Origin of the sequence: Sphingomonas metalli, from assembly GCF_014641735.1 — a bacterium.
In the GTDB taxonomy this organism is placed as follows: domain Bacteria; phylum Pseudomonadota; class Alphaproteobacteria; order Sphingomonadales; family Sphingomonadaceae; genus Sphingomonas; species Sphingomonas metalli.
Map to the genome: position 1 here is coordinate 38,893 of NZ_BMIH01000001.1, position 15,097 is coordinate 53,989.

Annotated in this window: 20 protein-coding genes; all 20 read left to right on the forward strand. The window is 64.3% G+C overall.

What is annotated here, in order from left to right:
- Nucleotides 1-30: 30 nt before the first annotated feature.
- The 20 genes from IEX18_RS00250 to IEX18_RS00345 all read left to right on the forward strand — a co-directional run bounded on the left by IEX18_RS00250 (nt 31) and on the right by IEX18_RS00345 (nt 15,079).
- A complete protein-coding gene (locus IEX18_RS00250) occupies nt 31-1,944 on the forward strand; it encodes a phage portal protein (RefSeq protein ID WP_188656624.1) in 1,914 nt (637 codons plus the stop codon).
- Nucleotides 1,941-2,171, forward strand: coding sequence for an Acb2/Tad1 domain-containing protein (locus IEX18_RS00255; RefSeq protein ID WP_188656625.1), 231 nt, complete (start codon nt 1,941-1,943; stop codon nt 2,169-2,171). Before IEX18_RS00250 ends, IEX18_RS00255 begins: the two co-directional genes overlap by 4 nt.
- A 3-nt stretch (nt 2,172-2,174) precedes the next feature.
- Nucleotides 2,175-3,005, forward strand: coding sequence for a phage minor head protein (locus IEX18_RS00260; RefSeq protein ID WP_188656626.1), 831 nt, complete (start codon nt 2,175-2,177; stop codon nt 3,003-3,005).
- A gap of 693 nt (nt 3,006-3,698) precedes the next feature.
- On the forward strand, nt 3,699-5,045 hold the full coding sequence (locus IEX18_RS00265; RefSeq protein ID WP_188656627.1) for a DUF2213 domain-containing protein: 1,347 nt from the start codon (nt 3,699-3,701) through the stop codon (nt 5,043-5,045).
- Nucleotides 5,046-5,056: 11 nt separating this feature from the next.
- Nucleotides 5,057-5,512 (forward strand): structural cement protein Gp24, encoded by a 456-nt coding sequence (locus IEX18_RS00270; RefSeq protein ID WP_188656628.1) that lies wholly within the window; start codon nt 5,057-5,059, stop codon nt 5,510-5,512.
- A 12-nt stretch (nt 5,513-5,524) separates the two neighbouring features.
- Nucleotides 5,525-6,532, forward strand: coding sequence for a DUF2184 domain-containing protein (locus tag IEX18_RS00275; protein ID WP_188656629.1), 1,008 nt, complete (start codon nt 5,525-5,527; stop codon nt 6,530-6,532).
- A gap of 11 nt (nt 6,533-6,543) precedes the next feature.
- Entirely contained in the window at nt 6,544-6,855 is a 312-nt protein-coding gene (locus IEX18_RS00280; RefSeq protein ID WP_188656630.1) for a hypothetical protein, read from the forward strand.
- 67 nt (nt 6,856-6,922) lie between these two features.
- A complete protein-coding gene (locus IEX18_RS00285; RefSeq protein ID WP_188656631.1) occupies nt 6,923-7,423 on the forward strand; it encodes a hypothetical protein in 501 nt (166 codons plus the stop codon).
- The gene (locus tag IEX18_RS00290) at nt 7,423-7,944 is read left to right on the forward strand and encodes a hypothetical protein (protein WP_188656632.1); all 522 of its coding nucleotides are present in this window, start codon (nt 7,423-7,425) and stop codon (nt 7,942-7,944) included. The genes IEX18_RS00285 and IEX18_RS00290 overlap by 1 nt, the downstream gene beginning before the upstream one ends.
- Before the next feature lie 83 nt (nt 7,945-8,027).
- Nucleotides 8,028-8,432: a spike base protein, RCAP_Rcc01079 family gene (locus IEX18_RS00295; protein WP_188656633.1), complete on the forward strand. Its 405-nt coding sequence runs from the start codon at nt 8,028-8,030 to the stop codon at nt 8,430-8,432.
- On the forward strand, nt 8,432-8,920 hold the full coding sequence (locus tag IEX18_RS00300) for a hypothetical protein (protein ID WP_188656634.1): 489 nt from the start codon (nt 8,432-8,434) through the stop codon (nt 8,918-8,920). The genes IEX18_RS00295 and IEX18_RS00300 overlap by 1 nt, the downstream gene beginning before the upstream one ends.
- Nucleotides 8,917-9,138 (forward strand): hypothetical protein, encoded by a 222-nt coding sequence (locus tag IEX18_RS00305; RefSeq protein ID WP_188656635.1) that lies wholly within the window; start codon nt 8,917-8,919, stop codon nt 9,136-9,138. Before IEX18_RS00300 ends, IEX18_RS00305 begins: the two co-directional genes overlap by 4 nt.
- Nucleotides 9,135-9,620: a DUF4054 domain-containing protein gene (locus IEX18_RS00310; protein ID WP_188656636.1), complete on the forward strand. Its 486-nt coding sequence runs from the start codon at nt 9,135-9,137 to the stop codon at nt 9,618-9,620. The genes IEX18_RS00305 and IEX18_RS00310 overlap by 4 nt, the downstream gene beginning before the upstream one ends.
- Entirely contained in the window at nt 9,617-9,994 is a 378-nt protein-coding gene (locus tag IEX18_RS00315) for a hypothetical protein (protein ID WP_188656637.1), read from the forward strand. Before IEX18_RS00310 ends, IEX18_RS00315 begins: the two co-directional genes overlap by 4 nt.
- Nucleotides 9,987-10,406 carry an HK97-gp10 family putative phage morphogenesis protein gene (locus IEX18_RS00320; protein WP_229664281.1) on the forward strand — a complete coding sequence of 140 codons (420 nt, stop codon included), beginning with the start codon at nt 9,987-9,989 and terminating at the stop codon, nt 10,404-10,406. Before IEX18_RS00315 ends, IEX18_RS00320 begins: the two co-directional genes overlap by 8 nt.
- On the forward strand, nt 10,406-10,846 hold the full coding sequence (locus IEX18_RS00325; protein ID WP_188656638.1) for a DUF3168 domain-containing protein: 441 nt from the start codon (nt 10,406-10,408) through the stop codon (nt 10,844-10,846). Before IEX18_RS00320 ends, IEX18_RS00325 begins: the two co-directional genes overlap by 1 nt.
- 9 nt (nt 10,847-10,855) lie before the next feature.
- Nucleotides 10,856-11,161 carry a hypothetical protein gene (locus IEX18_RS00330; RefSeq protein ID WP_188656639.1) on the forward strand — a complete coding sequence of 102 codons (306 nt, stop codon included), beginning with the start codon at nt 10,856-10,858 and terminating at the stop codon, nt 11,159-11,161.
- Nucleotides 11,162-11,459: 298 nt separating this feature from the next.
- Nucleotides 11,460-11,906, forward strand: a complete 447-nt coding sequence (locus IEX18_RS00335) for a hypothetical protein (RefSeq protein ID WP_188656640.1) — start codon at nt 11,460-11,462, stop codon at nt 11,904-11,906.
- Nucleotides 11,903-12,397, forward strand: coding sequence for a gene transfer agent family protein (locus tag IEX18_RS00340; RefSeq protein ID WP_188656641.1), 495 nt, complete (start codon nt 11,903-11,905; stop codon nt 12,395-12,397). Before IEX18_RS00335 ends, IEX18_RS00340 begins: the two co-directional genes overlap by 4 nt.
- 105 nt (nt 12,398-12,502) lie before the next feature.
- Entirely contained in the window at nt 12,503-15,079 is a 2,577-nt protein-coding gene (locus tag IEX18_RS00345; RefSeq protein ID WP_188656642.1) for a phage tail length tape measure family protein, read from the forward strand.
- Nucleotides 15,080-15,097 lie beyond the last annotated feature (18 nt).

Here is a 15,097-nt window from a genome sequence, read left to right on the forward strand (position 1 = left end):
TAACGCATGGCTGCCCCATACCCCGGCACCATGGCCGGCTCCGCAATCCTCGACGCCCGCGGCAACCCCATGACGATGATGGATAGCGTGACGTCCGCCATCCAGTCGGCCTCCACGGTGAGCACCTTCCACCCGCAGCAGAGCGCCATGTCGTTTCTGTTTGCGCCGCAGCTCGCGTTTGCCGCCTATCTGGCGAGCGGCATGCTCCAGAAGGTCGTCGACATCCCTGCTTCGGATCGGGTGCGCGAGTGGCGCGACTGGCAGGCCGAGAAGGACCAGATCGAGGCCATTGAGGCTGAAGAGCGACGGCTAGGCCTGATCGCAAAGGTGAAGCAAGCCGAAGTGCTGCGTGGCATCGGGGGCGGGGCACTGATCCTCGCCGCGCCGGGCAATCCCGCTCAACCGCTGGGCGTCATCGGCAAGGGGCAGTTGAAGGCGATCAATGTCGTTTCTCGCTGGCAGCTGACCGGCAAGGATTACGTCGAGGAGTTGTCCGACCCCGCCTACGGCACCCCCACCATGTGGCGGATCGCCAACAGCAAGGGCGGCACCGACGTGCACCCCAGCCGGGTCATCTGCTTCCGGGGCGATCCCCTGCCGGCCGGCTATGGTGTCGCTGGCGATGACCTGTTCTGGGGCCAGTCCCGGCTCGTGCGCGTATGGCGCGACGTCGAGCGGTCGGACAATGCGCAGGGCTGGTTCGCTGCACTGGTGAAGAAGGCCAAGCTACTGCGGATCGGCATTCCCGGTCTGACGGACTTCACCTCGACCGAGAACGGACAGGCTCGCCTTGATAAGCGCATGTCGGCGATCGCGCTAGGCGAGAGCGTGCTGAACGCTACGGTCTTCGATACTGGCGATGGACAGCGGCCCGCCGAGACGATCACCGACCACCAGGTCAACTGGAACGGCATCCCTGCGATGATGGACGCCTTCGACCAGCGCGTCGCCGCGGTCGCCGACATCCCCTTCACCCGGCTCATGGGGCGCTCGCCCGCCGGCATGAATGCTACGGGTGAGCACGATACTGCGAATTACCATGCCATGGTGGCAGCTGGCCAGGAATTGGATCTGCGCCCATGCTTGGAGCAGATCGACGCGGTGATGTTGCAAAGTGCCGGCGTGGACCCAAAGGGGCTTTGGTGGCAATTCTCTCCGCTCGGCAAGCCGACGCCCGAACAGGAAGCTACGCGCTTCAAGACGACGATGGAAGCGCTTCAGATCGCGGCCGACCTCAACGCAATGCCAGAACAGGCTTTCAATGCAGGCGTGCAGGGCGTGATTGAAGAAAATGGCTGGCTGCCAGGGTCGCTGCCTATTCTCGCTGACATGAGCGAGGAAGAGAGGTTCGGGCTCAACCCGGATGCCGCAGGAGGCGACGATGATCCGTCTCGCATTCAGTCGGAAGGAGGTGATCCCGTTCTAGCCGGCGCTGGCGGGGCTGACACTCCCGCCCGTCGTGCCGCCAATGACGCCAAGCCGGTCCCGCTCTACGTTCAGCGCAAGCTACTGAACGCGGGCGAGTTGATCGCATGGGCGAAGAAGCAGGGCTTTGCCTCGACGCTTGATGCTTCCGACATGCACGTGACCGTCCTCTACAGCCGGACGCCTGTTGATCCGATCAAGATGGGCACGACTTGGGCGGACAATGAGAAGGGCGAGTTGACTGTGAAGCCGGGTGGGCCTCGCGCGGTCGAGAAGCTGGGTGAAAGCGCCGTCGTTCTGCTTTTCGCCTCTGACGATCTGTCGTGGCGGCATCGTGGCATGGTCGAAGCTGGGGCGTCTCACGACTACGACGAATACCAGCCGCACGTGACGCTGACCTATGAAGCCGGCGACGTGGACCTCGACACGATCAAGCCCTTCACGGGCGCCCTCCGGTTCGGTCCTGAGCTGTTTGAGCCGCTGGATCTCGACTGGAAAAGCAAGGTGACCGAGCAATGAGCCAGCATGTCGAAAGCGCGTCAGATGATCGCACCGCCAACAACGCCGTCCGCCATACATATCGAGTGCTGTCTGACGCCGAGAAGGCGCAAATGGTCGCGATCAAAGATGCCGGCGCTGAACTGCTGCGTCTGATCGGGGAGGCGGGCAACAGCCGAGAGCTGTCTATCGCGCGCACCAAAACCGAAGAGGCTGTCATGTGGGCGGTAAAGCACGTCACGGCGTGATCCGTGCGCTACGACCTGCCCGCCCTCGCACGCCGCGCCAAAAACCCGCGCCGACGCTCGGTGACCCTGCGGGACATCATCCCGCCTGCGGTGCTGGCGACCGACCTCTACCGCGCCGCATACGCTCCGGTGATTGCCCTCTGGTCGCGGATGGCCGAGCGGATCATCGCTGAGTACGAACGCAGCCTGTCCGCGCTCACGACGGACGCTCCGATCGACCTGCAACGCCTACTGGATGAAGCAGACGGGGAGCTGCAACGGCTGCTGATCCTGCTGACGGCTGCCATGAATGACTGGACTGTGCGTGTTGAGGGTTGGACCAGAGGCAAGTGGCGCGGCGCCGTGCTGGCAGCCACAGGGGTCGATATAAGTACGCTGATCGGCCCAGAGGACGTGCGCCAGACGCTGGGCGAATACCTCGAGTGGAATACCAGCCTCATCAAGGACGTGTCGGCCCAGACCCGCCAGCGCATCGGCAACGCCGTGTTCGCCGGCCTAACGAACCGCACCCCTGCCCGTGACGTGGCAAAGACGATCCGCGAGGCTGTTGGCATGGGCCGCGACCGGGCGACGCGGATTGCCTCGGATCAATTGCAAAAATTAACGTCAGCCCTCGCCGATGAACGGCAACGGGAGGCCGGCATATCGCAAGTCGAATGGCGGTCCAGCCACAAGCGCCATCCGCGCGCCCACCATGCAGCGCGCGACGGGACAATCTATTATCTGGAGACGCGCACGCCGGTTGAAGGCGGTGAAGCTGTGCCGGCAGATGATTGGGTTGGCCGTCCGCCCTATTGCGGGTGCAGGACCAGGGCGCGGTTGACGTTCGATTAGGCTTTGTGGCGAGTCTCGCTGGGTGTAGACTTCTCCAGCGACCCGCCCGGATGCGCTAACATCAGGACGGGTCTGACCACAGGCGCATAGGAGTGCGATATGGCTGGATCATACATACGACGGAAGATCGTGCCCGAGAACCCTGTTCAAGTAGGAGCGAAGTTCGAACGCTTGCTGGTCGTCAGCGACGGATGGGAGCAAGTGAGCCCGAAGGGCACGTGCTACGATATGGTGGAAGTTCTGTGCGACTGCGGCGTCCGGAAGTTCATTCGGCCGCGCTCCCTCTGGCCTCGCGGAATCAAAAGCTGTGGCTGCCTACAACGTGAAATTGCGGCAGCAACGGCGCTCGGCCGGGCTACTCATGGGCAGGCGGGACGCAGTCGAACTCCGGAATACGGCGTGTATCGCACTATGCTGTCCCGCTGTTATAATCCCAATGTCGAGAAGTTCGCTGACTATGGCGGTCGCAGTATCATGGTTTGTGACCGTTGGCGGCATAGCTTCGAGAGTTTCTTCGCTGATATGGGACCTCGCCCTTCAGGCAAGTCGATCGATCGGATCGACAATAACGGCAATTACGAACCGTCGAACTGTCGGTGGGCTACTGCAAAAGAGCAGGCTAATAATCGGGGCAATCGGCGCCGAATTCTGACGGCGGTAACGGCTCAGGTTTAGGCCGCATATCCGAGCAGGGTGTTTGTATCAGATGCCCTGACTCTGGACTCCCCACGTCGGACGGCTGACGGCTACTTAGCTGTCAGGGCCCGCGCAAGCAGGACCGGTGTCTACCAGTACGCCGGCCACGAGGTTGACCCCGACAACAAGCACGGATTGCGCGATCAGGCGAGCGTCAACGTCCTGCGCGATGATGCGGCGGTGTTCGACAAGCGCGCAGTCCACAGCTTCATCGGCAAGCCGATCACCGACGACCACCCGCGCGAGGCCGTGACGGCCGCTAACTGGCGCGACCATAGCCGCGGCGCGATCATGGGCGCGATCCGTGATGGCGACCACCTCGCCTTCGACCTGATCCTGATGGACAGTGCCACGATCGCGAAGGTCGAGGCCGGCAAGGCCGAGCTTAGCAACGGCTACTCCGCATCGCTGGAGTTTGGCGACTTCGATGGCCCGGGCGGCGTCAAGTGCCAGGCCCGGCAAGCCAGCATCACCGGCAATCACATCGCCATCGTGGACAGGGGCCGGGCCGGTCCGTCGTGCCGCATCGGCGATGCCGCGATCTGCGACGCGTTGCCTATCGCGTTGGAGGATGGAGCGAAAGAGGCCGCCGCATGGCTCAAGAAGGCCATAGCGCTCCACGAGAAACACATGAACGGCTCTGCCCCGACTACCGGCAAAGAGGGCGAGAAGAGTCAGATGCTCATGATGGAGCAGATGAAAAACGCGCTCGCTGAACTTGAGGGCGGCGGCATGAAGTCCGGCATGAAGATGGACTGTTACCCCTTCCACATTCACGACCAGGAGAAGCCCGTGAAGACCATGCTGATCGACGGGCTCACCGTCGACATGGCGAATGCCGATACGGCAATCGCTACCGTACAGACGCTGATCGCCGCTCGCGATGCCGCAACCGGTAAGGTCGCTGGCCTTGAGAAGGACGTGGCGGCCAAGGACGCTGAGATCGCCAAGCTGACCGCCGACAACAAGGCGCTGGCCGATGCCAAGCCGACCCCGGCCCAGCTTCGTGACGCTGCCAAGGCTTTCGCGCAGGTCTGTGACAAGGCGAAGGCGCTGGGTGTGACCGTCACCGACGCCATGGACGAGGCCGCCATCAAGAAGGCGGTCGTTGACAAGGGTCTGGGTGCCACGGCCGCAGCCTACACCGCAGACCAGATCGCCGTCGCGTTTGACGTGCTGACCAAGGACGCGAAGGTCGCGGACACGCAGATCCAGTCGCTCGGCACGCCTGCCGTGATGACCGATGCCGCCACGGCTTACGCAGCTGATCGCCAGAAGCAGCGTCGCGCCCTGTCCGACGCCTGGCGGGCGCCCTTCAACTCTGCCGACGCAGCCGCGGCCTAAGGGGACGAGACATGCCTATCACGGTTCAGGATACTTATCTCACCGACTATGCGCAGGGCTTCCCGGGCATGCTTGCTGACGGCAACACGCAGTCGCGTCCCAGCGGCATCAACGCCGATGCGACGGCAACGCCCTTCGGGTCTGCGGTCTTCTCGACCGGATCCGGTCGGCAGGTCACCAAGACGCCGGGCACCAAGTTCAAGGGTATCGTCATCGCCGACGTCGGCGTGGTCGCGGGGCTGAACGGCACCGCTGACGCCCACGGCCAGTACGCGACGATGAGCCTGCTCGACCAGGGCGACATCTGGGTCACCGCCGGCAGCAACACCACCAAGGATGCGGCCGTGTTCGTGACTGCGGCTGGCGTGTTCACCGCCACCAGCACGAGCAATACCGCCATTCCGGCGACCTTCATGGATGCGGTAACGAGCGGTGCCCCCGTCCGTCTCCGCGTCGTGCAGCAGTAAGGGGGCAAGACGATGTACGCACCTAACGTGATCTACCTCGGCGATGCCGCCCGAGCTTTCGGCGTGGCGCCTACGCTGGATATCAGCGACGCGCAGCAGTCGGTCGGGTTCGCTCAGCCGGCCCTCTTCCGCACGCATCGCATGCTGCCGCAGAAGTACCCGTCGTTCGACTATGCGGGTCTCGTTCCGGTCAACACCGATGGCGATATGTGGGACGTCGGCACGCTGGTCTATTCCGGCGATGTGGCGGGCAAGGCCGAGTATCTCGGCGGCAAGGCCTTCGACGTGCCGAACGCCTCGATCAACTTCACCCAGGGCGTGACCCCCTTCCATCTGGCGGGCGTCGGCTATGAGCTGTCGCGTCGCGAGGTGGAGCGCTTCGCCCGCATGGTCGCTCAGAACCCCGGCATCACCGAGGGTGGTTCGAACCTCGCCGAACGCAAGGCGTCGGCCGCGCGCATGGTCGCCGACAAGTTCGTCTATGACCGCGTTATCCGCGGCAGTGGCGAGAAGGGCTTCCTCGGCATGATCAACCAGACGGCCGTTCCGACTGCGAACGCGCCGAATGGCAGCTGGGCGACCGCGACGGCTACGGCGATGCGCGCGGACGTCGATGCGGCACTGACGGACGTCTATGTCAACAGCCGCGAGACGGCGCTGGCGAACAGCCTGCTTCTGCCGACGACCAAGTTCCTCCAGATCAACCGTGCGGTCATGGACAACACGGGTACGTCGGTGCTGAACTACCTGCGGCAGAACAACGCCTATACCGCGATCACGAACCAGCCGCTCGACATCCGTCCGAGCCGCGAGCTCGAGAACGCTGGCGCGAGCAACACCGCGCGCATGATCGCCTACGAGAAGTCGCCGGACAACATGGAATTCTTCCTGCCGGGCGTGTTCGAGTTCATGCCGCTCTTCGCGACCTCGTCGATGACCTGGCGCGTCGATGGCGTGATGAACGTCGGCCAGTTCGAGCTCTATCGTCCGAAGACGATGAGCTACCGCGACAACATCTGAGGGGCAGCGACATGTCGAAGAAGGTCACCAACTATCGCGCCGGCCCTCGCGGGATCAATCTCGTCGGCGGGTCGACCTTCTGGGTGGAGCCCGGCCATGAGGTCGAGATCACCACCAAGAAGGTGGATGGCAAGGACGCGCAGTTCATCGGCGACGACCAGATCAAGGGCGACCTGCCCGATTTCGGCCGCAAGGTCGACGCCGAGGCAGACGCCGCGGCGGCCGGTCAGGTCGAGGCGCTTACAGCGGAGAACGCCGATCTCCGCGAGCAGGTCGCGAAGCTGACCGCGGATCTGGAGAAGGCCACCAAGCCGGCGAAGTGATCGGCATCGAATAGCGCACAGGGCCGCTTCACCAAGGGTGCGGCGGCCCTTTTCATGAGAGGCAACTATGGCTGACGAACGCACCGTCAACGACGTCAGGGTCTACCAGGACAGCGCGGGCTTCTATCGAGAGCAGCCGGTCAGCCAGGGAGCGAGCGATGCCGCTACAGCGATGCTGCCTTCGCCGGACTTCACGGACGCTCAGAAGGCGATGGCGCGGCTTCCTTTGCCCTTCCGCAACGTCATCCGCGACCCTTTCGTGCCGGCCATCGCGGCTACGGCCAAGACGACCGCCTATCCGCAGGCGTTCCTCGACATGATGGCGGCCAAGGGATGCTCTTCGTTCCGCATCATCAACCCGAATAGCTGCGCGGTACGGTTTCGGGGCGCGACCGGCGCTGACGACCTGATTAAGGAGGGCGAGGGCCGACTGCTGGGACCGTGGCAGACGGAGGTCTTTTCGACGCAGAACCCGACGTTCCTCAGTGTCATGCCGGTTGTGCGACCGGGGCTCCCCATCCCTGCCGACCTAGCACCAGTCGAGCTTAATTACGGGATTGGCGGTTGATGCTTCGCTCGAGCGCACAGATTGCCACGGCAGTCACCTGGGCCAACCTGCCCGACAAGCCTGCAACCTTTCCGCCCTCGCCGCACACGCATGCCTTCGGCGACCTGACCGGTATTCCCGCCACCTTCCCGCCCGCTGTCCACACTCATGCCTGGGCTGACATCACCGGGAAGCCGAGCACCTTTACCCCGGCAGCTCACACGCACTCGTACAACGATTTGACCGACAAGCCGGTCATCCCGCCCGCGACGGGGCGGCTGGTCCTGATCGGTACCGTCAACGTCGCTGAGACGCTGCTTGTCTCGCTGGCGGTCGGCATGAAGCGCAAGGCCTTCACCTTGCAGGGTGTAAGCGCGACCGATCTGCTGGTGGCCGTTCCGACCGGCACCCCGACCGCGGGCTGCGAAGTCGTCAACGCCTATCCTGCCGGAGCGAACAGCGTCAGCGTCGGCTATTACACGCCCCTGCTGGCGATCGGCGCCGCCTACTCGATCCCGGTCGGCATCTATCGCATCACCTGACGGCGGTAACAGCCCCGCCCCCTGCCCTCCATCACCCGCAAAGGCTGGGCGCCGCTCAACCCCGCTCGGCATGAGGAAGCAGCATGTCGGATAACATCACCGCCCCGGCCTCGGGCCTGTCGTTCGCCACGGATGACATCGGCGGCACCCACTATCCCCGCACCAAGATTTCGGTCGGCACTGACGGCACCGCAGTGGACGTGTCGGCAGCCAATCCCCTGCCGATCACAGATGTCGCCGGCACCGCGGCGATCAGCAAGCTCGGCACCTTCAAGCGGGCCGTGGCTCTCACCGAAGCGGACAGCGATCTCTCCGAGCGTCCCGACGCGCTCTACATCGGTACGGGCGGCAGCCTCACGGTGCGGTTCGGCACCACCGCCGACATCACCTTCGCCAATATCCCCGATGGCTCGTTCTTCAACATAAGCCCATCGTGGATCGGCACGGCGTCGACCGTGGCGGGCATCGTCGGCCTGTTCTACGCCTGATGCTTACCTGGCTTCTTGTCACCGGCATCCTGGCGGCCGAGCTTCAGCCCGGCAGCGGTGACCTGACCGCGCCAGACACGCGGGTCATCGACATCCCGCGCGCCCAGCTGCGCACGCAGGTCGCGGCAGGCGCCCCGCTCGGCGTGCAGATCTTCGCGCAGGACTATGACCCGTCCGACAGCGGCGAATATGCCATGAACTTCGGCACCGCCATCGACGCAAACGAGACGATCGTCGACATCGAATACATCGGCGTGTCGGCTGCGGCCGCAGCGCTCGGCATCGCGATCGACACTACGGCCGATCACATCCCGATCATCACCGGCGACGGCAAGCACATCCAGTACTGGCCACTGGTCGATCAGGCGCAGTGGTCTGCCCTGTCCTTCGATGCGGCGGGGGTCATCGCGCAAGTCAAGGTGCGGGTGCGAACCAGCAAGGGCCGGCGCTGGGAGCGCACCGCTCTGCATCAGGTACGGCAGCTATGATCGTCGACAACGGAGCCCAAGTCGAGCTCTTCATCCCCGGCGTCTTTCAGGGCACGGCCGGCACGGCGCGCGACAAGGTGTGGTTCGTGCCGAACAAGGCGGGCGTTGATCCGGCTACGGCTCGGGCAGGCATGATGGACGGCAAGGTCGTGCGACTCGAGCCCGCAAAGGACGCGGAGGGTCCTGGCTGGACCTCGCGCTACACGGTGCAGGCGTGACGGTCGACGAGATGCGGGCGCTGCTCGGGCTCGATTCCGACGTTAGCGATGCGGAGGTGATGGCGGCGTATGACGCATGGCTCGCGTCGCAGCCTGTGCCATCCCCTGCGGCCTCGCCGGCGACCTTCAAGCTGCGCTACCCAGCGTTCTCTGCAGTGGCTTCGGAGACGATCACCTATTGGCTGACGGACGCTCTGCGGGTCGTGACCGCGGACTGGGGCAGCGATGCGGATCCTGCGCAGATGGCGCTCGCAGCGCACAACATGGTGCTCGCCGGTGTTCCGGGCATCGCGACCGGTAGCGTCGGCAAGCTCCCCGATGGCGTGACCAAGTTCCGGTCGGCGGACGTGGATGTCAGCATCAGCGAAACCGCGGCCAACCGCCTCGTCGCAGGCGGATACGGGGCGACCCGCTACGGCCTTGAGTTCCAGACCATGCTTCGCCGCAATGCCGGTGGGCCGTTTCTGGTGGGCTGCGCATGATGTTCGCCGATGTCGCCGCAGAGATCGCGCTGGCCTTCAGCGGCGCTGGCCTGGGAGCATATTTCGACGCCGAGGCGCGCTGGCCCGGTCAGCCTGTCACTGACGACGGGGGCAGCATCGTGACTCCGGGAACGCCCATCGTGTTGCCCTGCTCGGTGCAGGTCGATGCGGTTACCGAGGCCATGCGGGGCGATGCGGACTACCGCGATCGTGACGTGCGGCTGCTGGTGCTGCGATCTACGCTGGGGGGCGATCTGGACACGGATGCAGTCGTTCAGGTGTTGGCCGGACCGCACGAGGGGGCGTGGTCGCTTCAGAGCGTCAGCGGTGACCCGATGGGGGTGTATTGGGAATGCCGGGGACGGCGTGCCTAAGATTACCGGCGGCAAGGGGCACGCCGACCGCCTCAAGCGCATGACGAGCCCAGAGGCAATCGGCGGGGTCGGTCGAGCGCTCTTCGTCGGTGGCCAAATCCTTGAGACCTATGCAGCCCGGTCGATCACCGAAGGCGCGGTCAGCGGCAAGGGTCACGTCCCCAGCCACCCCGGAGAACCGCCCAACAACGACACTGGCGTCCTCGCCCGCAACATCGAGACGGTGCAGGTCGAGCCGCTGAAAGTCGAAGTGTCCTCCAACGCGCCCTATGCTGCGGCTCTCGAGTACGGCACGTCGAAGATGGCCGAGCGTCCGTACATGCGCCCGGCAACCGCCGCCACGAAGGGCGAGATCACGGCGCTGGTGCGCAAAGCCGTCGACCACATCGCTGCAGGCGGAAAGGTGAGCTGATGGCGATCGACAGCACGCAGGCGGTTCGCAAGGCTGGCATGGCGCAGCTTCGCGCGGCCGAAGTGGTGACCGACATCGTGGGTAATCGCGTCTACCCGCAGTCCGCCACCAAGGAGCCGGCATGGCCCTTCATCAAGTGGGGCGCGCCGATCGTCAGCCCGGTTAAGGCATCGTGCCTCGACGGATCGCAAATCGACTTTGCCGTGCACGGCTTCGCCAAGGCGCGTGACGAAGGCGGCAGCGTAGTCGAGACGGCGGAGGATCACGCCAGCCGCTTGGGTGCGGCGATCGCACAGGCTCTCGACGGGCTCTTGGCCGACATTCCGAACGGCACAGCCTCTTATCGCTGGACTGGCGCCCGCCTCCAGGAAGATGAGGATGGCGGCTTCCACACCATCCAGACCTTCCGCGCGCGTTGCATGACGGCGAGGACCGGCTAAACAGGCTGGGTGAGCGAACAGGAGCAGATCAACGCCGGCCTGGCCGTTGCTGCCATCAAACTGATGGTGCGCGCCGGCACGATCAGCGAGGCTGCTGTCGTCGCTTTAGCCCGCGAGTATGACCTGCTGGCAGACCGCTCCCCCTACGCGCACGAAGCCGAGATCCAGCGTGGCATCGCGCACCAGTTGCGGGCCATCCTGTTGGATCTGGATCCGCCTCCAGCCATTGATCCCGCTTCCGAGCGGCGAGCGCAGTTCCTACGTGAGCAGATGAAGGAGCGGACGGCGATGATCGCGGATAGGAGCGGCGAGTGAGGATGGCACTTCTGGCCATGGTCTCAGCGGCGCTGCTTGGCTCGTGCGATAAGCCGATCCGCTGCGATGCTGATGGGAATATCATCATTCCTAACGGGACTTCCGCAAAGCAGGCAGATACCTTCAGGGCCGCGAATATCGCGCTTCAGAACAGACGGGTTCAAGCAACATTTGGCGGCTCGACCCCGTATACTACAAGGGCCGGCTTGGAGAAGGCTGAAGGTTGTCCCTGACGGCGGTAACGGCTCTACACTCCCCTGAGTAGCACCACCGGGTACGTTCTTGCCCGGAGTGCCGCATGTCCTATCCCACCGAGATTGACGCCGCGGTCATCCGCATCGGCAACGGCGCGAACACCGAAGTGTTCGAGGTCGCCTGCGGTATCGAGAATGTGACGGTCAACGAGACGGCCGGCACCACCGACCGTTTCCGCCGGGACTGTGCAAAGCCCGGCCAGCTTCCTCGCCGCGGTATCCGCGTCAACAATCTCAGCTGGGACGTGACTGGCTCAGGTGTCGCCAACGCCGACCAGCTGACCAAGCTCAAGGCCGCTCTGGGCCAGCACAAGAACTACGAGATCGACGCCATCCGCTACGATGGCACGGACGCTGGCGATTTGCTCGGCACCTTCGCGGGCCAGGGCGTGATGACCGCCAAAAACCTGAACCTCCAGACCAGCGGCGACTCCACGATGGAGATCACGATCGCGGGCGAGAACGATCTGGTCTGGACGCCGGCCACGTGACCCCTGTCACGGCGCTGGAGCTTCATTTCGGCGACGGCGAATACCTCTTCGACCTCAAGCTCCCGCAGCTTGCCGAGCTTCAGGAAAAGCGTGGCTGCGGCGTATTTGCAATCTACGCGCGGGTGCTGAAGGGCAGGTACCTTCTTGAAGGCGAAACGATTGGCGTGACAGGCCAAGCGGAAGCCTATGTTGAGGATCTCGCAGAGACTATCCGACTGGCTCTTATCGGCGGCGGCAAGGGCCTAGTGAACGGAGTCGAAGTGGCGGTTAGCGCCTTGACGGCAAAGGGTCTGGTTGAACGCTATGTGCTCGCAGCGCCGTTAAGGGACGCTTGGGCTACTGCCGCCGCCATTCTCGCAGCTCGCATTGAAGGGTACACGCCGCCAAAAAAAGTGGAGCCGGCGGCAAAGCCGGCGACCTCAAAGCGCCGATCGACTTCGCGCAAGTCATCGCGAACTGCGCAGTCATCGGGGTCGATTGGCGAGCCCTGACATGGTGGGAGTATCAGGCGCTGCTCTGGGCTTGGAATGATGCTCATGGTGGATCGCCGTCACCAGCCGATCCAGTAAGGCTCGGCAAGCTGTTGGAGGCCAGAGGTGGCGGAAACTGCTGATCGGGTTGTAATCGAGCTTGTTGCCAAAACCGATGGCTACACCGCCGCGATCACCGGCGCCGCTTCAACCACAGAAGCGGCGATGTCGAAGACAGAGGCATCCGCCGCGAAGGCGGAAGCGGCCATTCAAAAGGCAGCCGAGAAGAAGGCTGCTGCTGAAGAGAAGGCGGCTGCCAGGATTGCGGAAGCAGCGGAAAAGGCGCGGCTCCGCGTAGAGGAAGCCGCGCAGAAGGCAGCGCTTCGAGCCGAGGCGGCGGCTCAGACCAAGGCCGACAGAGAGGCTGCTGCCGCTCAACGGGCCGCGGAAGCTGCCGAACGTGCCGCTCAGAAGCAATCTGCCGCAGCCGAGCGCGCCAAGGCGGCGGCAGAGAAGGCGGCCGCGAAGAAAGGTGACGCCGAGGAGGCTGCTGCCGCTCGCGCCCAGGGGGCTGCTGATAAGGCCGCTCAACGCGAGCAGGCCGCTGCTGAACGGGCGGCACAAGCTGCGGCCCGAGCAGCCGAACGCAAAGCTTCAGCCGAGGAGATCGCAGCACAGAGGCAGGTCGCTGCGCAGGAGAAAGCCCGCCAGCAAGAGGAGGCGCGCGCAAAGCGAACCGCTGACGAAGTGGCTCGTGAGGCCGCGCGCAAGGCTAACGCTGAGGATATAGCCGCCACCAAAGCGGCCCAGTCCGTTGAAAAGGCTTCTGCGAGGGCCGGTAATGCTCAGCGCAACCTTGGCCGCCAAATTTCGGACATTGGTGTCGGCTTGGCAGGCGGTCAATCGCCCTTTCTCACCCTAGCTCAGCAGGCCCCGCAGGTGGCGGACGCACTGGCGGATACGGGCGGCCGCGCAGCGCGCGTAGCAACCTTCTTTGCGGGTCCTTGGGGGGCGGCGCTCCTCGCGGCGGGATCAATCGCTGGCGTGTTGGCCGAGAAGCTCTTCAGCTTGAAGGCTGCTCACGACGAGACGAAGAAGGCTGCAGAAGCCACGGCTGAAGCCGAGCAGATACTGCAAGGCGTGCTGGGTGGTACGGTAAATCAAACCGAGCGCGCTCGTGTAGCTTCGCTCGCCAAAGCGCAAGCCATGACGCTTGAAGCGCGGGCGACGCTTAACAATGCTCAGGCTCAACTCACCCTCGCCAGAGCCTATGCGTCAGCTGCGGCAGCGACCGAGCGCGCCGCTCCAGGGGGACTTGGCATACCGGGGCGTGGAGCCGCCTCCACATCGGTTAACGCTCGGCAAAGCCAGCTTGAGCTTGACCAGGCGCAGATCGCTTTAAACGCGGCTGAGATCCGGCTTCGAAACCTTGAGAAAGCTGCGACCGGCGCTCGGGCTGCGGAAGCCAAAAAGGACAGCGACAAGCAGGCTCGAGAAGACGCTGCCGCCAAGCGCAAGGCTGAGGCGGCTGCCCGAAAGGCAGAGCGTGAGGCCGAAAAGCAGGCCCGCGAACAGGCGCAGTTCGTAGGCCAGCGTCTTCGCGGACAGGCGGAACTAGCAGCGGCAGAAGCCGACCTCACTTCCGATACGCGCCTTCAAGATCAGGCCGCGCGTCTACGCATCATCGCCGAGCGCGACGCCGCCAAGGCTGCGATCAAGGCGGATCCAGATCGATCCTCTGCCCAGAAAGCCGAACTCTCTGGCATCGAGGATCGGATCGCGAGTGCCCGCATCCGGCTGGTAAACATCAACGAGGCCCAGCGCTTTCTCGACGAAACGCTGGCCCTACAAAAGGCTGATCTGACCAACCAGACCGACCTTGTGAATGAGCAGGGCAACCTTGCCGAAACTAAGGGCGAGCGTCGGGCCGCGGCTGTGCGTTTGCTTGATCTCGCGTTCGAGCGCGAGCGCCTTGAGCTTGAGGCCGTCCTTGCTTCCAAAAAGAGCACGGAAGTCGAGAAAGCCATCGCGCAGAAGCGGCTCGACCAGCTAGGCACGCTCTATGGAATGCGTCGTGAGGGCGCAGAGCGGCAGTACGAAGGCGCGGCCGCGCGTTACCAGCGCGACATCCGGGCGGTGGGTCAGGACCTGAAGGAAGCCTATGATGGTGTTGCTGTCGACGGCCTCCAAGCTCTGAACGGTCAGTTGGCTGATGCGATCGTCAACTCCAAGAACCTTGGCGACGTGTTTCACAATGTGGCCAAGCAGATCATCGCCGACCTGCTGCGGATCGCAATCCAGCAGTCGATCATCAAGCCGCTGGCGACGGCGCTCTTCAGTGGCGGCAATAGCGGCGGGGGCATTGCCGCAACCCTGGCATCGGTCTTTGGCCGCGCCTCTGGCGGCTACGTCGGCCCCGGCCAGACCGTGCGCGTCAATGAGCAGTCTGGCGGCATGGAGCTGCTGCGCATGGACTCGCAGGGCGGCACGGTGATCCCGCTTGGACAGACGCGAGCCGAGCGCCCGCAGCAGATCGTTCAGAACATGACGACGATCCGAGTCGAGCTCTCCGACGACCTCAACGCCCGGATCGATGGCCGCAGCGCAGCCGCAGCGGTTGAGGTGGTGAGGCAGGCCGCGCCCACCATCGTCGACGCTGCCACAGCCAGCACGGTCGATCGCCTGCGACGCCCCATGCTCTGACGGCGGTAATCCCCTGCC